General features: G+C 72.6%; 22 protein-coding genes. 18 read left to right on the top strand and 4 right to left on the bottom strand.

Going from position 1 to position 20679, the window contains the following annotated elements; translation table 11 throughout:
• The first annotated feature begins 147 nt into the window (after positions 1–147).
• Positions 148–873, top strand: a complete 726-nt coding sequence (locus HNR02_RS31655) for a TetR/AcrR family transcriptional regulator (RefSeq protein WP_312861239.1) — start codon at positions 148–150, stop codon at positions 871–873.
• A 56-nt stretch (positions 874–929) separates the two neighbouring features.
• Complete coding sequence (locus tag HNR02_RS31650) at positions 930–1796, top strand: helix-turn-helix transcriptional regulator (protein ID WP_218914621.1); 867 nt, start codon at positions 930–932, stop codon at positions 1794–1796.
• A gap of 7 nt (positions 1797–1803) precedes the next feature.
• Here the strand turns inward: HNR02_RS31650 and HNR02_RS31645 are convergent, their stop codons facing one another.
• A complete protein-coding gene (locus tag HNR02_RS31645; RefSeq protein ID WP_179777283.1) occupies positions 1804–2637 on the bottom strand; it encodes an SDR family NAD(P)-dependent oxidoreductase in 834 nt (277 codons plus the stop codon).
• A gap of 175 nt (positions 2638–2812) precedes the next feature.
• On the opposite strand from HNR02_RS31645, the gene HNR02_RS31640 reads away from it, so the two are divergent.
• Genes HNR02_RS31640 through HNR02_RS31630 form a run of 4 tightly spaced genes read left to right on the top strand, consistent with a single transcriptional unit; the run spans position 2813 to position 5198 of the window.
• A complete protein-coding gene (locus HNR02_RS31640) occupies positions 2813–3232 on the top strand; it encodes a MarR family winged helix-turn-helix transcriptional regulator (RefSeq protein WP_312861238.1) in 420 nt (139 codons plus the stop codon).
• Between the two features lie 9 nt (positions 3233–3241).
• Positions 3242–3808: an isochorismatase family protein gene (locus tag HNR02_RS31635; RefSeq protein WP_179777282.1), complete on the top strand. Its 567-nt coding sequence runs from the start codon at positions 3242–3244 to the stop codon at positions 3806–3808.
• Positions 3805–3972 carry a hypothetical protein gene (locus HNR02_RS35170; protein WP_218914345.1) on the top strand — a complete coding sequence of 56 codons (168 nt, stop codon included), beginning with the start codon at positions 3805–3807 and terminating at the stop codon, positions 3970–3972. Before HNR02_RS31635 ends, HNR02_RS35170 begins: the two co-directional genes overlap by 4 nt.
• On the top strand, positions 3942–5198 hold the full coding sequence (locus HNR02_RS31630) for an MFS transporter (protein ID WP_218914344.1): 1257 nt from the start codon (positions 3942–3944) through the stop codon (positions 5196–5198). Before HNR02_RS35170 ends, HNR02_RS31630 begins: the two co-directional genes overlap by 31 nt.
• A gap of 6 nt (positions 5199–5204) precedes the next feature.
• Here the strand turns inward: HNR02_RS31630 and HNR02_RS31625 are convergent, their stop codons facing one another.
• Complete coding sequence (locus HNR02_RS31625; RefSeq protein ID WP_218914343.1) at positions 5205–5849, bottom strand: TetR/AcrR family transcriptional regulator C-terminal domain-containing protein; 645 nt, start codon at positions 5847–5849, stop codon at positions 5205–5207.
• A gap of 64 nt (positions 5850–5913) precedes the next feature.
• Between HNR02_RS31625 and HNR02_RS31620 the strand changes: the two genes are divergently transcribed.
• The 11 genes from HNR02_RS31620 (at position 5914) to HNR02_RS31575 (ending at position 17943) form a co-directional block, all read left to right on the top strand.
• Positions 5914–6861, top strand: coding sequence for a PDR/VanB family oxidoreductase (locus HNR02_RS31620; protein WP_179777280.1), 948 nt, complete (start codon positions 5914–5916; stop codon positions 6859–6861).
• Between the two features lie 15 nt (positions 6862–6876).
• Positions 6877–7551 (top strand): MSMEG_1061 family FMN-dependent PPOX-type flavoprotein, encoded by a 675-nt coding sequence (locus tag HNR02_RS31615; protein WP_179777279.1) that lies wholly within the window; start codon positions 6877–6879, stop codon positions 7549–7551.
• 249 nt (positions 7552–7800) lie between these two features.
• Positions 7801–8808, top strand: coding sequence for an LLM class flavin-dependent oxidoreductase (locus HNR02_RS31610; RefSeq protein ID WP_179777278.1), 1008 nt, complete (start codon positions 7801–7803; stop codon positions 8806–8808).
• A gap of 11 nt (positions 8809–8819) precedes the next feature.
• Positions 8820–9257 carry a nuclear transport factor 2 family protein gene (locus HNR02_RS35165; protein WP_218914342.1) on the top strand — a complete coding sequence of 146 codons (438 nt, stop codon included), beginning with the start codon at positions 8820–8822 and terminating at the stop codon, positions 9255–9257.
• A 2-nt stretch (positions 9258–9259) separates the two neighbouring features.
• Positions 9260–10072 (top strand): alpha/beta fold hydrolase, encoded by an 813-nt coding sequence (locus HNR02_RS31605; protein WP_218914341.1) that lies wholly within the window; start codon positions 9260–9262, stop codon positions 10070–10072.
• Complete coding sequence (locus HNR02_RS31600; RefSeq protein ID WP_179777276.1) at positions 10069–11007, top strand: DUF1028 domain-containing protein; 939 nt, start codon at positions 10069–10071, stop codon at positions 11005–11007. The genes HNR02_RS31605 and HNR02_RS31600 overlap by 4 nt, the downstream gene beginning before the upstream one ends.
• The gene (locus HNR02_RS31595; protein WP_179777275.1) at positions 11004–12158 is read left to right on the top strand and encodes a M20 family metallopeptidase; all 1155 of its coding nucleotides are present in this window, start codon (positions 11004–11006) and stop codon (positions 12156–12158) included. Before HNR02_RS31600 ends, HNR02_RS31595 begins: the two co-directional genes overlap by 4 nt.
• A 30-nt stretch (positions 12159–12188) precedes the next feature.
• A complete protein-coding gene (locus HNR02_RS31590) occupies positions 12189–13271 on the top strand; it encodes an S-methyl thiohydantoin desulfurase family protein (RefSeq protein WP_179777274.1) in 1083 nt (360 codons plus the stop codon).
• A gap of 32 nt (positions 13272–13303) precedes the next feature.
• Positions 13304–14617: a hydantoinase/oxoprolinase N-terminal domain-containing protein gene (locus HNR02_RS31585; RefSeq protein ID WP_312861237.1), complete on the top strand. Its 1314-nt coding sequence runs from the start codon at positions 13304–13306 to the stop codon at positions 14615–14617.
• Positions 14614–16206: a helix-turn-helix domain-containing protein gene (locus tag HNR02_RS31580; protein ID WP_179777272.1), complete on the top strand. Its 1593-nt coding sequence runs from the start codon at positions 14614–14616 to the stop codon at positions 16204–16206. The genes HNR02_RS31585 and HNR02_RS31580 overlap by 4 nt, the downstream gene beginning before the upstream one ends.
• 138 nt (positions 16207–16344) lie before the next feature.
• Positions 16345–17943: a PucR family transcriptional regulator gene (locus tag HNR02_RS31575; RefSeq protein WP_179777271.1), complete on the top strand. Its 1599-nt coding sequence runs from the start codon at positions 16345–16347 to the stop codon at positions 17941–17943.
• A 40-nt stretch (positions 17944–17983) separates the two neighbouring features.
• Here HNR02_RS31575 and HNR02_RS31570 read toward each other — a convergent pair whose 3' ends face one another.
• Together HNR02_RS31570 and HNR02_RS31565 are read right to left on the bottom strand one after the other, a co-directional pair.
• Positions 17984–18355, bottom strand: a complete 372-nt coding sequence (locus HNR02_RS31570) for a VOC family protein (RefSeq protein ID WP_179777270.1) — start codon at positions 18353–18355, stop codon at positions 17984–17986.
• A complete protein-coding gene (locus tag HNR02_RS31565) occupies positions 18339–19121 on the bottom strand; it encodes an IclR family transcriptional regulator domain-containing protein (RefSeq protein WP_179777269.1) in 783 nt (260 codons plus the stop codon). Before HNR02_RS31565 ends, HNR02_RS31570 begins: the two co-directional genes overlap by 17 nt.
• A gap of 130 nt (positions 19122–19251) precedes the next feature.
• On the opposite strand from HNR02_RS31565, the gene HNR02_RS31560 reads away from it, so the two are divergent.
• On the top strand, positions 19252–20649 hold the full coding sequence (locus HNR02_RS31560; protein ID WP_312861236.1) for an FAD-dependent oxidoreductase: 1398 nt from the start codon (positions 19252–19254) through the stop codon (positions 20647–20649).
• Positions 20650–20679 lie beyond the last annotated feature (30 nt).

The raw sequence follows: 20679 nt of genomic DNA, 5'->3' as shown, positions 1-20679 counted from the left end.
CGGCCCTGGAGAACCCCCACCACACGGCCGTGATCCCCAGCAGTGCCGCGACAACGACCCACCACCAGCGTTCCATCGAAGCCCCTAGCATCTCTAGGTTTACTTAGAGCCATTAAGGAAGCATAGTTGGTCTAGGATGTCAACACGGTGACGGAAGGGATGACCATGGCCGCGGGCACGAGCAGCAGGCGGGCGAGGGTGCGCCAGGCAGCGCTGGAGGAGATCCACGGGGCCGCGCGCACGTTGCTGGTCGAGCGGGGACCGGCGGCGGTGACCATCAACGGGGTGGCCCGGCAGGTGGGCATGAGCGGCCCGGCGCTGTACCACTACTACGCCAGCCACGACGAGCTCGTCGGCGCGGTGACCGCCGGCTTCTTCCGCGAACTGGCCGCCGCGATGGAACAGGCCAGGGACGCCCGCGCCGATGCCCCGGTCGGCGAACGCATCGTGGCGGTATGCCGGGCGATGCGCGCCTGGGCGATCGCCCATCCGGCCGAGTTCGGCTGGATCTTCGCCGGCCCGGTCACCCCGCCCAACCGGGATCCGGGCTCGACACGCCACCGGGCCGGGCAGCGTTTCGAGCAGGTCCTGCTCGACCTGACGATCGAGCTCTGGGAGATCCGGCCGTTTCCGGTGCCCGATCCGGCGGACCTGCCCGGATCGTTGCGGGAGCAGCTGACCGCCTACTCCGCGAGCATCGACGGACGGCTGCCGCCCGCGGCCGCGCACGTCTTCCTGTCCTGCTGGATCCGGCTGTACGGCCTGTTGTGCATGGAGGTCCTGCACCAGCTCGACTTCGCCTACACCGACCTGGAACCCGTCTTCGAGGAATGCCTGGACGACATCGCAGGCATCCTCGGGCTGCGCGGCTGACCGGGACGCCGCCTGCGCCGCGGTCCGGGATCGGCCAGAATCGGGCCATGAGCGGCATGAAGAGCAGTGAGCTGGCGGAGTTCCTGCGCACCTGCCGGTCCCGCGTCGGCCCCGGGGAGCTGGGGCTCGACGGCGAGTCGTCCCGGCGCCGGGTGCCGGGTTTGCGGCGGGAGGAGCTCGCGCGGCTGGCCGGGGTGAGCGTGGACTACTACACCCGCTTGGAGCAGGGGCGCAGTCGCAGCGCCTCGGCCGAAGTGCTCGACGCGCTGGCCACCGCGCTGCGGTTGGACGACGCCGAGCGGCAGCACCTGATGGACCTCGGGCGGCCGGAACCCGCGCGGCGCAGGCGGCGCGCCCGCCCGCAGCGGGTGGATCCGGCGACGCTGCGCCTGATCGAGATGCTGGACGAGGTGCACTCGCCGGCTTTCGTGCTGGGACGCCGGCTCGACGTGCTGGCGCACAACCGGATCGCGGGTGCCCTGATCGCCGAGTTCCGGGCGCTGCCCGCCGTCGACCGGAACCAGGCGCGGTTCGTGTTCTTCGACCCGCGCGCGCGGGAGCTGTACCAGGACTGGGAGGCCGTCGCCAGGGACACGGTGGCGATGTTGCGCCTGGACGCCGGACGCAACCCCGGCGACCCGCAGCTGTCCGCGCTGATCGGGGATCTGTCGATCCACTCGGCGGAGTTCCGGGACTGGTGGCCGGACCACCAGGTGCACCGCCGCACCACCGGGGCGAAGGGCTACCACCACCCGGTGGCCGGCGACCTCACGGTGCGGTACCAGGCGCTGCACCCGGCGGACGATCCCGACCAGACCCTGTTCGTCTACACCACCGAGCCCGGCAGCGCCTCGGAGGCCGCGATGCGCCTGCTGGCCGGCTCGCGGAGCGAGAACCCGGTCCGGGTGTCGCCGGTGCGCTGACCGGGCCTCAGTCCTGGTGGGCGGTGGCGACGGACTTCGCCCGCCACGGCTCGGTGTCGTCGGCGATCTGGTCGACCTTGACCTGCCAGCGGTCGATCGCGTCCCGGCCGAGCAGCAGGTGCGTCGGCAGCTTGTCCTGGCACGCGACCTCGTGGAGCAGGGCCGCGCCCTTGACCGGATCGCCCAGCTGGGTGTGGTTGGCGTCGCCGGCCCAGTCCACAGTGGTGTGCGCCGGGGTGCCGTCGTAGGCGGCGATCCGCTGCTCCGGCAGGGACAGCGAACTGGCGTCGAGGAAGTCGGTGCGGAAGACGCCCGGCTCGACGACCATGCTCTGGATCCCGAGCGGTGCCAGCTCCGCCGACAGCGCCTCGCTGATACCCGCCACGGCGAACTTCGACGCGCTGTACACGCTCACCCCTGGCTCGCCCTCGAATCCGGAGCGGGATCCGATGTGGACGAGCTTGCCGCCGCCCGCTTCACGCATGAACGGCAGCACCGCGCGGGTGACGTTGATCAGCCCGAACACGTTCAGGTCGAACAGTGACCGCGCCTCGGCGTCGCTGATCTCCTCCAGCGCGCCCAGCAGCCCGCGTCCGGCGTTGTTGACCAGCACGTCGATCCCGCCGAACCGCTCCACGACGGACTTCACCGCCGGGGCGATCGCGGCCGTGTCGGTGACGTCCAGCGCGACGGGGAACACGCGCGCGCCGGTCCTGAGGTCCTCCGGGAGGCGGCCGGGATCGCGGACCGCGACCGCCACGGTGTCGCCTCCGGCCAGTGCCGCACGGGCGATCTCCGCGCCCAGGCCGCGGGAAGCGCCGGTGATCAGCCAAGTAGTCATTCCGTCTTCTCTCCTTCGCTTCGGCGTTGTGCCTGTGCCCCGTACTCAACCAGCGCCGGGCAGTGGACGGGGCGCCGAACAGGGCCTCGTTCATCCTGGGACGAAGTGGGCCCCCCACCGGCAACTAAGAAGGAAACCTTTGTAGGTTGCCTTCGTACCAGCTAGGCTGGAGAACGTGACCGACGCCGCGGACCTGGCTCAATCGCTACGCGAGGTACTCGGCCGAGCCCAGCGGGCGCTGCGCGAGCAGGGTGGCCGCAGGGGATTGACCGCCAGTCAGACCGAAGCACTGGGATATGTCTTCCGGGACGGCCCGATGACGATCACCGAGCTGGCCGGGCGGCAGCACGTCCGGCCCCAGTCCATGGGCGCGACGGTCGGCGTGCTGCGCGAGCGGGGGCTGGTGACGGTCTCCCCGGACCCCGGCGACGGCCGTCGGAAAGTCGTCGCCGTCACGGATGCGGCCAGGGACCTCATCGCCGAGGGCCGCAGCGTGCGTACCGACTGGCTCGCGAAGCAGCTGGAGACGCTCTCGCCCGCCGAGCGGCAGACCCTCGCCGCGGCGCACGCGCTACTCGATCGACTTTTCCCGTGAGGAGCTTCGATGCCCATCACCACCCTTGATTCCAGGACGGCCCTGATCGTCATCGATCTGCAGGCCGGCAGTGTCGGCATGGACCTGGTGCCGCACACCGCCGCCGACGTGGTCGCCCGTGCCGCCCGGCTGGCCGGCGCCTTCCGCGGCCGGGGACTGCCCGTCGTCCTGGTCAACGTCGCCGCCGCGCCGGGCGCGCGCAGCGACCAGAATCCCGGCGGGGAACCCTGGGAGTTGCCGGAGCAGGCGTTGCCGGTCGTCCCCGAGCTGGGCGCGGCCGACAAGCTGATCACCAAGCGCACCCCGGGCGCGTTCACCGGCACCGGTCTGGAGGACTACCTTCGCGGCCGGGGCGTCACCCAGGTGGTCGTCACCGGTGTCGCGACCAGCGACGGTGTCGCCGCCACCGTGCAGCAGGCGTTCGAGCTCGGCTTCCACGTGACCACCCCGACCGACGCGATGGCCGACCGCGTCGCCGTCCGGCACGAGTTCTCGGTGACCCACCACTTCCCGCAGCGCGCCGAGACCGGCAGCACCGACGACGTCGTCGCCCTGCTCGCCGCGAACTTCCGGTGACTCCGCCGGGAAAGATCCGGCAGCGCCCGTTCTCGTGGCGGTTCACCACGCCGCTGTATCTCGCCTCGGTCCTCAACCCCGTCAACAGCTCGCTGATCGCGACCGCGCTGGTGCCGATCGCGCACGGCATCGTGTGCCGATCGGACAGACGGCCACCCTGGTGACGGCGCTCTACCTGGCCAGCGCGGTGGCGCAGCCCACGGCGGGCAAGGCGGCGGAGGTGTTCGGCCCGCGCCGCGTCCTGGTCACCGGCGTCGTGGCCGTGGCCGCGGGCGGGCTGGTCGGCGGGGTCGCGCGGGATCTGCTCACCCTGCTGATCAGCCGCGTCCTGATCGGGCTGGGCACCTCGTGCGCCTACCCGACCGCGATGCTGCTGATCCGGAAGCGCGCTCGCGAGGCGGGCATGGACCAGCCGCCGGGTCTCGTGCTCGGCGGGCTCCAGATCACCGGCGTCGCGACCGCGTCGCTGGGCCTGCCGCTGGGGGGTCTGCTGGTCGGCGCTTTCGGGTGGCGGGCGGTCTTCCTCGTCAACCTCCCGGTCGCGCTCGTCACGCTCGTCGCGGCGCTGGCCTGGATCCAGGCCGACGGACCACTGCGCGGCAGGGGAGTGCGTGATGTTGCCACGCGACTGGACCTGACCGGCATCGCCGGTTTCGCCGCCGCGATGCTGGCCCTGCTGGTGTTCCTGTTCGAACTTCCCACGGCCCACTGGTGGATCCTGGCGATCTCGGTCGTGTTGTGGGTCCTCGACGTGCTCTGGGAGCTACGGGCATCCAGTCCCTTCCTCGACGTCCGCCTGCTGGCCGCGCGCCCGGCGCTGACCAACACCTATGTGCTGTTCGGGCTGGTCATGCTGTGCCAGTACGTCGTGCTCTACGGCCTCACCCAGTGGATCGAAGCGGTGCGCGGCTACGGCGAGTCCGCCTCCGGTCTGCTGTTGCTGCCCATGACCCTGGTCTCCGGGGTGGTCATCGCGCTGGTCTCGCGCCGCAACTCGGTGCGCGGCCCGGTCATCGCCGCCGCCGTGACCGCGCTGGCCGGCTCCGCCGGTGTGCTGCTGCTCGGCTCCAGTGCGTGGATCGGGCTGGTCGCCATCCTCACCTTCTTCTTCGGCGCCTCCACGGGCTTCGCCGTCGCCGGCTACCAGACCGCGCTCTACGCCCACGCCCCGCCCGAACAGCTCGGCACCGCCTCCGGTCTGCTGCGAACCTTCGGCTACGCCGGCTCGATCGCCTCCTCCGCCATCACCGGCGTGGTCTTCCACCAGCAGGTCAGCGACCACGGCATCCACGTCATCGCCTGGATCATGATCGGCGTCAGCCTCGTCCTGACCGTCCTCACCCTGGCCGAGGGGACCCTGCGCACCCACCCGGCCCCGCCACGGGCATAGCGCGGTTCAGGCGGTGTAGCGCCGCACTCCGCCCAGGATCAGCTCCAGCCCGAAGTCGAACCTCGCGTCGAAGTCGAACAGGTGCTGGACCGGGCTGGCGGACAGGTGGTGGAATCCGCCCATCGAGACGGCGTCCAGCAGGACGCCGACCTCGTCGCCGCCCGCCCCCTGTTGCTCGAGGGCTTCGCCCAGCACGAAGCAGAAGACCGTGCTCGCCGACCACAGCGCCGTTTCCCCGGGAAGGCGGGCATCCCGCATGCAGCCGACCAGCGTGTCCACGAAGGACAGATTGTTCCGCTTCGCGGCGTAGTTCCCGCCGACGATGCGTGCACCGTCGCGTTGCGCGAGCAACGCCGAGCGCAACCCGGTGGCCAGCCGCCGGGCACGGGCGGACCACTCGGTAGCGTCCGGATCCCGCGACGCCAGCGCGCTCGCCAGGATCGACTCGGCCATGTCGTCCAGGAGGGCGTCCTTGTCGGCGTAGAGCCGGTAGATCGTCGGCAGGTGCGTGCCGAGACGCTCGGCCAGCCGTCGCATCGTCAGCGACTCCAGGCCCCCGTCGTTGACCTGGTCGAGCGCTGCCCGCACCAGATTTCCGCCGCGCAGGGCCGCGATGGTGCCCCGGTCGCTGGTCTTCGGCTTCGTTGACACGTTAACAACGTTATCACTACACTCCCGGTTCCGGATCAGTAACATTGTTAACGAGGAGAGTCGGATGGCCGTCGTCGAGCAGGAGGTGATCGTCCGGCAGCTGCGGTGGGAGGCGGACGGCGTGGTGTCGCTGGAACTCCGGTCCCGCGCCGGTGATCCGCTTCCACCGTGGGATCCGGGTGCGCACGTCGATCTCGTGCTGCCCACCGGGATCGAACGGCAGTACTCGCTGTGCGGCCCGCTCGCGGACCGGTCGTGCTACCGGATCGGCATCCGGCGGGAGCACAGGAGCCGTGGTGGATCGGAGTACGTGCACGCGTTCCTGCGCCCCGGTCAGCGGCTGCGCATCAAGGGGCCGCGCAACAACTTCGGCTTCCGCCGCGCCGGGTCCTACCTGTTCATCGCGGGCGGGATCGGCATCACGCCGATCCTGCCGATGGTCCGCCAGGCCGACGCCTGGGGCGTGGACTGGACGCTGCTCTACGGCGGGCACACCGACGCGTCCATGCCCTTCCGCGACGAGCTGCGGAACCACGGCGGGCGCGTCCGCTTCTACCCCGCCGACAAGGTGGGCCGCATCCCGCTGGCCGAGGCGCTCGAAGAGGTGCGTCCGGGACGGGAGGTCTACGCGTGCGGCCCCGAACCGCTGATCGCCGGCCTGCGGGAGGCAGCGGCCCACTGGCCCGACGGCACCGTCCACTTCGAACGCTTCAAGTCGCGGGCCCGTGCGTCGACCACGGAGGACACCCCGTTCGACGTGGTGTGCGCGGCCTCCGGCAAAACGGTCACGGTGCCGCCGGGCCGGAGCATCATCACCGCGCTCGACGAGGCCGGGGTGGCCACCGCGTCGTCCTGCCGTTCCGGGATCTGCGGGTCCTGCGAGACCAGGGTGCTCGACGGCGTGCCCGAGCACCGCGACGAAATCCTCGGCGAGGCCGACCGCGCCGCGGGCGACCGGATGTTCATCTGCGTGTCCCGCGCCCACACCCCGAACCTCACCCTCGACCTGTAGAACAGGAGTGACGCAATGACCGCGGATTCGCGAACGGCCGCCGACGACTACCGGCCCATCACCATGGAGCGGGTCCGGGAGGTCGTCGGGTTCCCGGAACCGTTCATCGCCGAGAAGAAGGAACCGGCACTGGGCGAGTTCGCCGCACGTTTCATCGCCCACAGCCCGTTCTTCTGCATGTCCACGGTCGGTGCCGACGGACAGCTCGACACCAGCCCGAAGGGGGATCCGCCGGGCTCGGTGCGCATCCTGGACCGGTGGACGCTGGCGATTCCGGACCGACCGGGGAACAAGCTCGCCGACAGCTTCGAAAACATCAGCCGGAACCCGGTGGTCGGTCTGGTCTTCTTCGTGCCCGGTCTCCGGGAAGTGTTGCGTGTCAACGGCGACGCGTTCATCACCGACGCCCCGGAGCTGCTCGGGATGCTCGGCGCGGACGGCAGACCCGCCGTGCTCGCCACCGTCGTCCGGATCCGCGAAGTGTTCGGGCAGTGCGGCAAGGCGGTCATCCGGTCGAAGCTGTGGGAAGGCGACCAGCGGGGACTGGCCGAAGCCGTGCTCCTGGGCGGGGACTACTACACGATGACCATCGCCGAGAACGCCCGGAAGATGACGGACAACCTCGGCGACCTCGTCGGCGGCGGCCTCCACGCCGTCATCGACGACCACTACAAACACACGCTGTACTAGGAAGTGGCGTGAAGCGGCTTGCGTGGCGGTGCGGGTGGCGGACGCGCTTCGCGCGGCGGAGCCAGCGCACGGCCCACAGCAAGCGGCTCCGCCGCTCAGGAACAGAACCCAGCGCGAGCCCGTGCGCGTCGTGCACCGCGCACAATTCTCCTCTTCCCGGTTCGTCACCGTGCCCGAAGCGCGGGCACCGATCCGGTTCGTAACGTCGGCCGGGACGTTGTGATCCGGTCCGTACGACAGGAGCCGTTGATGACCCATCCCGTTCGCAGCCGGCTGGGAGTGCTGCTCGGCAGCACGACCCCGCCGGAACAGATCGGCAAGCACGCGGCGGCCGTGGAGTCCGCCGGCTTCGGCGAGTTGTGGCTCCCGGAGGACTACTTCTTCCTCGGTGGCGTGGCCGGTGCCGCGCTCGCTCTCGGGGCCACGTCGCACATTCCGGTCGGCATCGGCGTCGTGTCCTCGGTCGTGCGCCACCCCGCGCTGCTCGCGATGGAGATCGGCACCCTCGCCCGTGCTTACCCGGGCAGGCTGCTCCCCGGAATCGGGCACGGCGTCCCCGGCTGGACCGCGCAGATGGGACTGACCCAGCAGTCTCCGATGAGCGCGCTGCGCGAAACGCTGACCGGTGTGCGGGCGCTGCTCAACGGGGACACGGTCGACGCCGAGGGACGGTTCGCCACCTTCCGCGGAGTCAGGATCACCCACCCGGTCCCCGAACCCGTGCCGCTGTTCACCGGAGTGCTCGGCGACAAGGGACTCGAACTGACCGGACGTCTGGCGGACGGCCTGCTCGTCAGCGCTCTCGCACCGGTCGAGTACGTGCGGGCCGCGCGGCGCAAACTCGACGCGGCAGCCGAGGCCGCCGGCCGCGACGAGCGCATCGCGATCAGCGTCCTGGCCGCCACCAACGTCACGCGCGACCCGGGGCAGGTGCCCGCCACACGCGCCGCGCTCCGCGACGTCCTCGCCTTCTACCTCGCCGCGACGGGCCCTTCCCCGCTGTTCGGCGCGGTCGGCGCCAACGAACGCCTCGCGGACATGCTCTCCCGTGGCGGTGCCGAGACGGTCGCCGCGGAGATGCCCGAGGAGTGGCTCGACGTCTTCGGGATCGTGGGCGGCCAGGACACCGCGCGAGCACGCATCCAGGAGTACCTCGACGCCGGCGCGGACAACGTCGCCATCGCGACCGTCGTCGCCGACGGAGCGGAAGAAACGCTTGCCACCGTCGGTGAACTGACCGGCGAATTCACCCGCTGAAAGGACGAACCATGAGCAGTGACCTCGAACGGATTCTCGCGGTGCACCAGGGCTGGTACGAGGTGAACGTCGGTCTGGTCGCGGACCGGATGCCGGTGTACTTCCCGGAGGGCGACGGGTACCACCAGTTCAACCTCAACGGCCACACCTACCACGGTGTCCTGGACAAGCACCGCCTGTGGGTCAACGCCGCGAAGATCGGGCTGACCATCACCGCGATCAAGGACACGGTGGGCCCCGACGTCCAGATCTTCGGCGACGTCGCGCTGCTCACCGCCGAAGGATCCGCCGACGTCGTGGCCCCCGGGCAGACGGACGCGGTGCCCACCCCGTTCCGCACCACCGAGTTCTTCCGCCGCGACGACGGGAAGGGCAACCCGGACTGGCGGATCTGGCACATGCACGTCAGCGTCCAGGACCCGCAGATGCCCAAGCACGGGACGGAGTGAGGATGGGCCTGGACCGCGTGGACGTCGCGGGACCGTCGGGCCGGTTGTCGGTGCTGCGCAGCACCGGCAACCGGCCCGGGACCCCGCTGCTGCTCGTCCACCCCATCAACTCCGCCGCCGTGGTCTGGACCGGGGTGGCCGCGCTCCTCGACCGCCCGGTCGTGGCGCTGGACCTGCGCGGGCACGGGCAGTCCGGGCAGGCCGGCCCGTTCACCGTCGAGGAGGGCTACGTCCCGGACGTCCTGGCCGTGCTCGAAAGTCTCGGGCTGGACCGGGTGCACCTCGCCGGCGGTTCGCTCGGCGGCACGATCTCCGTGGCGCTGGCCGCGCTGCACCCGCACCGGGTCGCCAGCGTCACGACGTTCGGCTCGACGCTGGGCACCGGTGTGCCGTCCGAGGCCATCGAGGCGATGGTGGGCGAACTCGACGCCAAGGGCACCGCCGGGTACTTCGCCGATCTGGTGCCGGACATCGTGGGCCGGGCACACCGGGAATCCGCCGGGATCAGGGAGGTGATGGCGGAGGCGGTCGGGGCGCGGCCCGAAGCGGTGGTCGCCGGGATCCTGCACGGTGCTTTCGGCGCCGACATCCGGCACCTGGCGGGCAGGGTCGCCACGACCGGGATCCCCGTGCTGGCCGTGGCGGGCACCGAGGATCCGACCTGCCCGCCCGCGATGTCACGCGAACTGGCCGCGGTCACCGGCGGCAGCGCGCGGGAACTGGCCGGGACGGGACACCTGCCGATGCTCGAAGAGACCGAGCGGGTGGCCGCCCTCCTCCGGCAGCACACCGCCGCCGGGGAGGGACAGCCGTGACGTACTCGATCGTCGCGCGTGATCCGGCCACCGGTCAGCTCGGTGTCGGCGCCCAGACCCACTTCTTCGGCGTCGGCACGTTGCTGCCCTGGGCCGAAGCGGGCGTCGGCGCGGTGGCCACCCAGGCGTTCGTCAACGTCGGCTACGGCCCCCGCGGCCTGGAGTTGCTGCGGGCCGGGGTGCCCGCGGCGACCACGGTGGACCTTCTGCTGGCCGAGGACCCGGACGCCGCCTACCGCCAGGTGGGCGTGGTCGACGCGCGGGGCTCGCTGGGCGTGCACACCGGCGGGTCGTGCGCACCGTACGCCGCTTCCGCCCGCGGACACCAGGTCTCGGTGCAGGGGAACATGCTGGCCGCCCCCGAGGTGTGCCAGGCCGCGCTGGCCGCCTTCGAGTCCGCGGGCGGGGACCTCGCCGACCGCATCCTCGCCGGCCTCCTTGGCGCGGATGCGGCCGGGGGAGACGTGCGTGGTTCGCAGTCGGCCGCCCTGCGGGTGGTGTCGGGTCGGCGCGGTCCGGCACCGTGGCAGGAAGTGGTCGTCGACCTGCGCGTCGATGATCACCCCGAACCGCTGGCCGAGTTGTCGCGGCTGCTGCCCCGGTCGCGGGCGTTCGACACCGTCGGCGGCGTGATGTTCGCGCGCGGGCTGACGCTCGGGCCGTTCGACGGCGTCGGACCGGACGAACTGGACGAACGCCTGCGTGCGCTCGCCTCGGCGGCGGAGGTCATCGGGCCGGACAACCGCGAGGCCGACTTCTGGCGCGCGGTGCTGCTCGCCCGCGCCGGACGGCACCGGGAGGCCGCCGAGCTGTTCGCCGACGTCGTGGCGTTCCGGCCGGCGCTGTTGCGGTTCGCCGAAGGGCTGGCCCCGCTCGGGTTTCTCGACGGCGAAGCCCTCGCGGCCATCACCGCGCACACCGGCGGGGCGGCATGAACGCCGCGGACGCTGTCCGGGCGGTGTGCGCCGACCGGGTCACCGAGCTGGCCGCGGAGCTGATCCGGTGCGACACGAGGAACCCGCCCGGCGGTGAGCGGCCGGCCGTCGAACCGTTGCGCGCCGTGCTGCGGGAGCTGGGCGCGGAGGTCGAGACTTTCGAACCCGAGCCGGGCCGCCCGTCCGTGCTCGCCCGCATCGGTTCGGGCGCCGGTCCCACGCTGCTGGTCAACGGGCACGTGGACGTCGTTCCGGTGTCCGAAGCGGACTGGTCCGTGCCGCCGTTCGGCGGGCAGGTGCGCGACGGCCTGCTCTACGGTCGCGGAGCCTGCGACATGAAGGGCGGCATCGCCGCGGCGCTGGAAGGGATGCGTGCCTGCCGGGACGCCGGCGTCGAACCGCCGGCCACCATCGCGTTCCACTTCGTGGCCGACGAAGAGACCGGTGGCCGCGCCGGCACCGGAGCGCTGGTGGCCGCCGGGCTCGTGCGCGCCGATGCCGCGGTCGTCCCCGAACCGAGTGAACTCCAGGTCGGCGTTGCCGAGCGGGGAGCACTGATGGCGGAGATCGTGGTGCGCGGCCGGGCGGCGCACGGCAGCGATCCGGCGGCAGGGCACTCGGCGGTCGCCGACGCGGCGCGGATCGCCACCGCGCTCCACCTCGCCGACTTCGGCACCGGATCGCACCCGTTCCTGGGGTCGCCCACCTGCAACGTCGGGACCATCTCGGGAGGCACCGCGCCCAACATCGTGGCCGCCGAATGCCGGCTGAGCGTCGACCGGCGGGTGCTGCCCGGCGAGACCCGGGAGCAGGCGCTGGCGACCCTGACCGGGTCGATCGACGCCGCGGGCGAGTTCGACTACCACGTGGACGTCCTCGCCTTCGCCGAGGGATCCGAAGTGGACGCCGGGCACCCGTTCGTCGCCGAAGTCCGGCGGGCGGCGCGGGCCGCACCGGTGCGGGGACTGAAACTCGGCACGGACGCGCGCTTCCTGCGCAACCAGCTCGGCATCCCGTCCGTGGTCTACGGGCCCGGTTCGATGCGCGTCGCGCACACCGCCGACGAGTACGTTCCGGTCCGCGAACTCGTCACCGCGGCACGCACGTTCGCCGCCCTGTACGCGACCTTCCGCGGTGTCACCACTTCGTGAGCAGGCACGATGCCCGTTAGGGTCTCCCGCATGGATCAGGTTGCCGAAGCGGCGATCGACGACGTGATGCGCGGGGCCGTGCACTTCGGCAGCGGCGGCGGTGGCGATCCGTACCTGGGCCGGCAGCTCCTGACCGCGGCCGTCCGGCGGCACGGGCCGGTCCCGCTCGCGCGGCCGGACGAACTCGCCCCGGACACGCTCGTGCTGCCGGTGGTGTCCGGGGGGACGCCGCACGCCCTCCTCGAAAAGGCACACGACGCCGCCGAGGCGGAGACCCTCCTGGCGGCGGTGGAAGCCCGCGCCGGCCGGAAGTGCGGTGCCGTCCTGCCGGTCCAGCTCGGCAGCATCAACGTGGCACTCCCACTGGTCGTGGCGGCCGAGCTCGGGCTGCCGTGCCTGGACGCCGACCTGATGCGCCGTACCCTGCCTTCGATCGACCTGACGCTGCCGCGGCTGGCCGGGCACCCCGTGCCGCCCATCACCGTCGTCGGGGGCGCCGGGGTCGTCGCGGAGTTCAGCAGTGGCGCCGGCACCGTGCTCGGCGAACTCGTGCGTGCCGTCATGCCGGCACTGGGCCTCGTCGCCCTGATCAGCGCGTACCGGCTTACTGCCGGGGACTGCACCCGGCTCGGTGTGGCCGGGTCGGTCAGCGAGTGCGGCCGGATCGGCTCGGCACTGGCCGACGTCCGTCCGGCACGCCCGGACGGGCACGAGCCGTACCTGCGGGCCTGTGGTGGACGGCTGGCGTGCACCGGAACGGTCGCCGAGGTCGTGCAGCACTCCGCCGACGGGTGGCCCCGTGGCGTCGTGTCCGTGCAGACGCCAGGGGGCCTGGTCCGGATCGACTTCCAGAACGAGAACCTGGTCCTGAGCCAGGAGGGCACCGTGCTCACCACGGTGCCGGACCTCATCGGCGTGGCCGACGCGGAGACCGGCGATCTGGTGCAGACCGTCGACCTCGCCGTCGGCCAGGACGTGCACGTGATCACCAGTCCGGTCGACGACCGGTGGCACACGCCGGAGGGGCTCGCGATGGTGGGGCCCCACGCGTTCGGTTATGCCGTCGACCCGGTCGGGTTCGACGGCGCGAGTCCCGCGGCGGGCACGCGGTGAACACGCCCGAGCGAACGCGGCTGCGTGTCGGCGTGGACGCCGTCAGCGCCCGTGCGGTGGTCCTGGACGAGCGGAACCGGATCGTGGCCTCGCACCGCGGCCGTCCCGGCGACTCCCCGGCACGGCTCCTCGGCGCGCTGATCGCCGGCGGGACCGGCGCCGCAGTGATCGACCGGGTCGTGGCCATCCTGCCCGAGCCGACGGTCACCGACGTGATCACCGGGTCCCGCGTCGGGGTGCTGCGCATCGGTGCCCCGGCCGAAACCGCGCTGCCGCCGCTCGCGGCGTGGCCCGCGTGCCTCTCCGCGGCGCTCGCGGGACCGGTGGCCACGGTGGGTGGCGGGCACGAGTACGACGGGCGGGTCCTGGCGCCCCTGGACCTCGCGGCCGTGGCCCGGTTCGCCCGGAGAAGCGCCGGTGCCGTCGGTGCCGTCGCCGTGGCCGGGATCCACGGACTGGAGAACCCCGAGCACGAACAGCGCGCCGCGGCCGTGATCGCCGACGAGCTCGGGCCGGACACGCCGGTGATCCAGGGGAGTGCCACGGAGGCGCTCGGCCTCCTGGAGCGGGAGCACACGGCCGTGCTCGACGCCGCGCTCGCCCGCGCCGCGCGTGCCCGGATCGACGAACTGGACACGGCGATGCGCGCGCACAACCCGGAGGCGGAGCTGTACATCGTCCGCGGTGACGGAACAGTTCTGCCCGCGCTCGACGGGCCGCGCCACGCCACCGCGTCCACCGGAGCGGCGCGCGCGGCACTGATCCACGGCGCGGCCAGGCTGGCCGGCCTGACTTCGGCGACGGTGGTCGAGATGACCGCCGACCACGCGATCGTGGGCACCACGCACGCCGGGCTGCTCCCGGAATCGGGGCTGCGCCGCGAGATCGCCGGTGTCCGGACCGGCCTGCGCGCACCATCGCTGGCCGCGGTGGCCCGTGACGAGGCGTTCACGTCCCGGCTGCTCGCGACGCTGGCCCGTGCCCGGCACGGGTTCGACGAGATACCGGTCGTGATCATCGGCGATCGGGCGGACGTCCTGCCCGATCCGCCGCGCGTCCCGGTGATCCGGCCGTCCGACGGCGATCTCGCGGCCGCGGTGGGTGCGGCGAGCGCCGAGGCGGCCGGCTCGATCGACCGGATCTTCTGGCAGGGCACCGGTGGACGGGCCGACTCGGTGGCCCGGGCCCGGCGGCTGGCCAGGGACGCCGCCGTCCGGGCAGGCGCCGATCCCCGCGTGCTGCGGGAAACGCCGGTGCAGGAGGCACTGATGACCTACGTCCCGGTCCCCGCCGCGCGCCTGCGGGTGACCGCCGTGGGCCCGCTCCTGGAGCCGGTGTCACCGTGACGGCTTCCGCGACGGTCACCCTCGGCCAGCTCCTGGACCTCGGCCTGCTCCCGCACCACGAAGTGCTCGCCGGGGAGGCCGGACTGCGGCGGCCGGTCGGAAGCGTCGTCACCGGCTCCACGGTCGGCGAGATCTCCGAGCTCGCGCCGCGCAGTGTCGTGGTGTTCGGCCGGGAACAGCTCACCCTCGACGACCTCGCGGCGGATCTGGCGATCCGGCTGGCCGGCGGCGCGGGCCTGTCCGGGATCATCGCCGCGCGCACGCCCCGGCGGATCCCCCTGGTCACCCGCCGCCTCGCCGACCGGCTGGCGTTGCCGCTCATCGGGGTGGAGGACATCGCGCCCGCCCGCGTCATCACCGCGTTCGACCCCTACGTCCGCGCCCCCGAGATCGCGGGGCTGCGCGTGCTCGCCGATGCCTCCCGCCGGTTCCAGCGCCCGCCCGCCGACGCGGACGCGCTCACGTCGCAGCTCGCGGCGATGCTCACCGAACCGGTCGCCCTCCTCGACGCCGAATCCCGTTTCGTGGCAGGCGATCCCGCACTGCTGCGCTCCGGTGCCGGGGAGCTGGGCGATCCGCATCCGGTGGCCCGCATCGTCCAGGCCGCGGATGGTGACGTGATGCTGCAACCGGTCCAGGTCGACCCGGCGGGACCGGCGGTCTACTGGATCGCCGTGCGGCGGCCACCGTCCGCCGCGGGGGTCCTGCTCGAACCGGTCCGCCGCGCGATGGCGATCGCGGCCCTGTCCTTCGCGGTCCGCGTCGCGGGGGAGGCCATCCGGATCGAACGGGAACACCGGCGGCGGTCGCTCCTGCTCAACGAAATCCTCGAACAGCCGGAAGAACCGGGACGGCGCACGGTCGAGCGGGCCGTCGCGCTGGGCTGGCGCCTCGCCGGCTGGCACACCGCGGTGCAGGTCCAGGTCGCGGCCGCGCCCGCCACCGTCCGGATGTCCGCACTGGGCGGGGAACTGGAAGAACAACTCGCCCGGCACGGTCTGCGCGCGACGCTCGTGGAACGCGCCGAAGGCTGGGTGTTCTGGTCGACCACCGAGGCGGAAGCCGACGCGGCGGATCCCGGTCCGTTGACGGAGCGGCTCACCAGGACGCTGACCGCCGTCGAAGCGGAGCACCCGGGACTGCGCCTGTGCGCCGGCGTGGGCCGTGCCCACGCGGGCACGGCGGGCATCGGCCGCTCCGCCGACCAGGCCCGCCGGGCAGCCCTGCTCGCCCACACCGCGCACCGTCCCGCGGCCGTCGAGCACATCGAGGCGGGCAGCACCCGGAGGCTGATCGCGGGCTGGTACGGATCGGCTCCCCTGCGTGGCGCCGCGGCGGATCTGCTCGCTCCGCTCACCGAAGCCGACCCGTCCGGAGAACTGATCCGCACCCTGCGGTGTTACCTGGACTGCCAGTCCTCGCCGAAAGCGGCCGGCGCCGTACTCGGAGTTCACCGCAACACGGTCATGCAGCGCATGGAGCGGATCGCCGAACTGCTGCCGGCCGACCTCGGTGACCCCGACGACCGCCTGGCCGTGCACCTGGCCACGCGCGCCGTCGACGTCGACTGGCACGACCCCGCCGGCTGACCCTCCGCGGTGGACACACGCGGTGCTCACAGCACGGCCGGGCGGCCCGGACAGTGCTGCGAGCCCACTGACGGCGTTCCGGCCGGTGCTTAACCTTGCGCCAACGCGACGCGGCGTGGACGGAAGGAGCGCGGTCCGATGACCACCGTTGATGACCGGCCAGGAGAACCGGCCGCCCCCGGCGTGGCCCCGCTCCCGGCCGCGGCGGTGGAAATCCCGTTGCCGCTGCTCGTGGGCTCACGGCGTGGCTGGTTCAGCGTGCTGGCCCCGGCTTCGGGCCTGGACCGGCCGCTGACCGGGGTGACGAGGTGGGATCCGGGCCTCTCGCCGGGCCGCCATCAGCTGGTGCTGGTGACGGCACCCCGCCACACCGCGCCCGAGCTTGCCGGGGCGCTGGCGACGGCGGGCCGTGCGGGCGCTGCCGCGCTGGTCGTGCGCGAAGGCTGCCTGCCGCCGGAGTTCGACGTCACCGGGGCCGCCGCTCGGGCCGGTGTGCCGGTGCTCGCGGCGAACGACCAGGCCGGCTGGGCCGAGATCGGCACACTGGTGCGGTCGCTGCTGTCCGGAGCCCGGTTCGGGGCGCACGGCGCCACGCCCACCGCGGGTGGGCTCTACGAACTGGCCGAGAGCGCGGCTCTCGCGCTGGACGGCGCCGTCGTGGTCACCGACGCCGCCCTCCGCGTGCTCGCCTTCGGGTGCCGGAACGTGGTCGACGACCTCACCAGCGAGACGATCCTGACCCGGCGTGTCCCGGAGGTGTTGCGCAAGCGGCTCGCGCGGGTGCGCGGTGTCGCGCGCTTCGACCTCCCCGGTGCGGGAACCCGGTGGGCCGCGGCGATCCGCGTCGGCAAGGTGGTCGGCGGCTACGTGGTGTTCGCGCCCGGACCCGACACGCCCGGTTCCGCGCCGCGGGTGCTGAGCGATCTGGCGGCCGCCGCCGCGGCCTGGTTCATCGACGAGCCCGCCGGCCGCGATGACGAAGACGTCGTTCGCGCCGAGCTGTTGCGCGGCCTGCTGACCGGCGCGGGATCGTTGGCGGCACTGTCCGAGCGCCCCGGCACGCCCGCCACCCCGCGGTGGCACCTCGCGAGCCTCGGTGCCCACGCAGGCGCGCCCGCGATCACCCCGGACGTCGAAGGGGGGCTGGCGCGCTGCGCGCGCATGCTCAACCCGGGCGCGGCGACCGTGGTCCTGGGCCACCTGGTGTTCGTGTTGTTCCCCGCCGGGACCGGTTCGGATCCGGCGGGTTTCGCCGAGCGCCTGCGGCGGCGCGCCTCCACGAGCACCGGAGTGCCAATGGTGGCCTGCGTCAGCCGGCCGTGTGGCACCGGCGAAGAGGCCCGTGCCGAACGCCGGGCGCTCGTCCGCGCCGCCACGGTGCTGGCCGCGCGGCCCGCCCCGGTCACCGCCGATCTGGCCGATCTGCGCCCGCACGTCCTGATGACCGAACTGGCGGACCTGGCCGTCGAGCATCCCGGCCTGCTCGACGGCGCACTCGACGTGCTGCGCCGCGACGGGTCGCCCCGTGGCGCCGAATACCTCGACACGCTGCGGTGCTATTTCGACGCGGGCGGTGACGTCACCCGGGCCGCCGCGGAGCTCCGGGTGCACCGCAACACCTTCCGCTACCGGCTGCGGCGCATCGAAACGCTGTGCGCGATCGACCTCGACGACCCCGTCCAGCGCTTCACGCTGGAGCTGCAGACCCGTCTCCTCGCGCTCCGCGGCGGCTGGTGACGTGGTGCTGGTGCTCCGGCACGCGGCAACGGGGTGCAGGTCAGGCGTCAGATGCCTTCGTCGCGCCTGGGGTTTCGATGTATTCGAAGACGGCTCCGTCCGCGTGCCGGGCGATCATGCGGGCACCGTTGGGTGCGGGGGAGGGTTCTTCGAGGATCTTTCCGCCGCTGTCCGCGACGAGTGTCCTGGCCGCATCGATGTCTTCCACCAGCAGGGTGGCGGTCCGGCGCACCAGGGCCAGTTCGGCGGTGGGACCGGCAAGCAGGAGGAACCGGCCCACCCACGCCAAGTCGATCCCGCCGAAGCGGAACCGGGTCACCTCGTTCGTGCCGGCGAGTGCGCGGTAGGTCTCGAGCGCGGAGTCCAGGTCCTCGACCTCCACGCGGACCAGCGCGTCATGGACGATCGGCATCGTTTTCTCCTCGCGGGTAAGCCTGCTGGATCTGCTGGACGGCTTCGAGCAGGGCCGGCCGCACGGTGTCGACGAGCGTGGACTCGGGCACGCGATCGGCGTGGCTGGAGATACCGATGGCGGCGATGGTGCCGCATGTCGCGTCGTGCACCGGGGCCGCGATCGAGCGAACGCCGGCCTCGCTGCCGGTCGTGAGCCACCCGCTTCGCCGCACCCTGGCGATGTCCGCCCGGAGTGTCCCGGCGTCCGGCTGATCATCCGGTGTGCCCGCCCGGCCCGCGGCCAGGTAGCCATCCAGCCACGCGTCGGGTTTGCCCGCCAGCAGTGCTCGTCCCAGGGCGGTCCGGTGGGCGGGTGTGGTGCTCCCGATGGTCGCGTTGGCGGCCATCAGGCGTTTGCTGGGCACGTGCGCGACGTGCACGGCCTGGTCCCCGTCGAGCACGGCCATGGAGACCGGCTCGTTGAACCGCGCCGACAGGTTCCTCAGGTGCGGCAGTGCGATCCGCGGCAGCCGCAGCGTTTCGAGGTAGGCGTTGCCCAGTTCCAGCACGGACGGATGCAGCCGGAACTGCTGACCGTCGGCCCGCAGGTAGTCGCGCGCGAGCAGGGTGTGGAGGAACCGCCGCGCGGAGGCCCGGTCGAGGTCGCTGGCCTTGGCGACCTCGCTGAGTGTCATCGCCGCCTGTCCGGGCTGGAACGCCTTGAGCACGGCGAGTCCGCGTTCGACCGACGCGAGGACTTCCGGTTCCGCCCGGTCCTCGTCCATTCCGTTCGCCTGCCCTTCCTGACCAGCGTGCGCGCCCTGCGCACAACTGTACCTCGACCTGACGCGACCTGGACCATGCCCTTGTGGTTCTGCGTTGCGGTGGTCATACTCGGGCGCTATGAGAACGAACGTGCGCACAGAGCGCGCATCACTGCCCCAGCTTTCGGCGAAGGACACGGTGCACGTACCCGACGCGGAGCTTCCGGTGCGGAGCAGCGCCGACGTCGTGGTCGCCGGCGGCGGGCCCGCCGGGTTCTGTGCCGCGATCGCCGCGGCACGCGCCGGCGCCGAGGTGGTGCTCGTCGAACGCGGGCCGTTCCTCGGTGGCACCGCGACCGGTGCGATGGTCGCGAGTTTCATGGGCTTCTACTGGCGCGACGTGCTGGTCGGCGGCGGCATCGGCAAGGAGATCACCGAGCGGCTGGTCGCCGCGGGTGGCGCCACCGGCTTCACGCCCTACGTGCTGGCCGAGGCTGCGGAAACCCCGCTGCGGGTGCGCACCTTCCCCTTCGACCCGGAGGTGCTCAAGCTGGTCCTGGACGACATGGCGGCGGAAGCGGGAATCGAGGTGCGGCTGCACACCCAGGCCGTCAGCCCGGTCACCCGGGACGGCGCGGTGCACGGCCTGGTCACGCAAGGACTGTACGAACCCGAGGCGGTCAGCGCGCCGGTGGTCGTGGACGCGACGGGTAACGCCGTGGTGAGCCGCCGTTGCGGGTGCCGCACCGAGAACTCGGCACACGACCGGCGGGAACGCCAGCCCATGACCATGATGGCGCGACTGTCCAGTGTGGATACCCAGCGGTTCCGGGCGCTGGACAGGGCCGAGAAGCGGCGGCTGGCCAGGCTCGGGGTCGAGACCGGTGAACTGGCCCAGCAACTGCTCTCGGTGGTCAGTGCCCCGCACGGCGACGACGCGTTCATCCTGATGACCAGGGTCACCGGTCTCGACGGAGCGGACAGCCAGGACCTGAGCCGGGCCGAGATCGCCGGACGCGCACAGGTGCGATCCGTGCTCACCTTCCTCCGCCGCACCGTGCCCGGATTCGAACGCGCTCACCTCTCGGCGCTGGCGCCCTGGATCGGAGTGCGGGAGACGTGGCGGATCGTCGGCGACTACCTGCTCACCGAAGCGGACGTCCTGGCGGGGACGCAGTTCCCCGACGCCATCGCGCAGGCCGGCGGCCCGCTGGACGTGCACGACAACGCCAGCGGGCTCCGGCTCGTTGAACCGCCCGCTCCGTTCTCGGTGCCCTACCGCAGCCTCCTGCCGCTGGAGGTCGACGGTCTGCTCGTCGCGGGCCGCTGCCTGTCCGCGACCGGGACCGCGATGGGTGCGGCCCGGCACATGGGCACCGCCATGGCCACCGGCCACGCCGCCGGTGTCGCGGCCGCGCTCGCCGCGGATCTCGGAGTGCTCCCGCGCCTCGTACCCGCCGACCGCATCCGCACGGTGCTCAGGGGTCAGGGCGCCATCGTCGACCGGCCATCCGCCGCCGCGCCGCTCACCGAAGCGGCCCACCGCTGAACGCAACCCCCGACCGGCACCTGAACCTGG

It is taken from the genome of Amycolatopsis endophytica, assembly GCF_013410405.1.
Taxonomy (GTDB): domain Bacteria; phylum Actinomycetota; class Actinomycetes; order Mycobacteriales; family Pseudonocardiaceae; genus Amycolatopsis_E; species Amycolatopsis_E endophytica.
Note: the sequence above shows the minus strand (reverse complement) of the source record. Positions and strands in the feature narration are given on the sequence as shown.

Bases quoted from the DNA above. Each gene is read 5' to 3' on its own strand.
- HNR02_RS31650 (WP_218914621.1), top strand. From the start codon at position 930: ATGAAGAGCAGTGAGCTGGCGGAGTTCCTGCGCACCTGCCGGTCCCGC.
- HNR02_RS31645 (WP_179777283.1), bottom strand. From the start codon at position 2,637: ATGACTACTTGGCTGATCACCGGCGCTTCCCGCGGCCTGGGCGCGGAG.
- HNR02_RS31635 (WP_179777282.1), top strand. From the start codon at position 3,242: ATGCCCATCACCACCCTTGATTCCAGGACGGCCCTGATCGTCATCGAT.
- HNR02_RS31620 (WP_179777280.1), top strand. From the start codon at position 5,914: ATGGCCGTCGTCGAGCAGGAGGTGATCGTCCGGCAGCTGCGGTGGGAG.
- HNR02_RS31615 (WP_179777279.1), top strand. From the start codon at position 6,877: ATGACCGCGGATTCGCGAACGGCCGCCGACGACTACCGGCCCATCACC.
- HNR02_RS31610 (WP_179777278.1), top strand. From the start codon at position 7,801: ATGACCCATCCCGTTCGCAGCCGGCTGGGAGTGCTGCTCGGCAGCACG.
- HNR02_RS35165 (WP_218914342.1), top strand. From the start codon at position 8,820: ATGAGCAGTGACCTCGAACGGATTCTCGCGGTGCACCAGGGCTGGTAC.
- HNR02_RS31605 (WP_218914341.1), top strand. From the start codon at position 9,260: ATGGGCCTGGACCGCGTGGACGTCGCGGGACCGTCGGGCCGGTTGTCG.
- HNR02_RS31595 (WP_179777275.1), top strand. From the start codon at position 11,004: ATGAACGCCGCGGACGCTGTCCGGGCGGTGTGCGCCGACCGGGTCACC.
- HNR02_RS31590 (WP_179777274.1), top strand. From the start codon at position 12,189: ATGGATCAGGTTGCCGAAGCGGCGATCGACGACGTGATGCGCGGGGCC.
- HNR02_RS31575 (WP_179777271.1), top strand. From the start codon at position 16,345: ATGACCACCGTTGATGACCGGCCAGGAGAACCGGCCGCCCCCGGCGTG.
- HNR02_RS31570 (WP_179777270.1), bottom strand. From the start codon at position 18,355: ATGCCGATCGTCCATGACGCGCTGGTCCGCGTGGAGGTCGAGGACCTG.
- HNR02_RS31565 (WP_179777269.1), bottom strand. From the start codon at position 19,121: ATGGACGAGGACCGGGCGGAACCGGAAGTCCTCGCGTCGGTCGAACGC.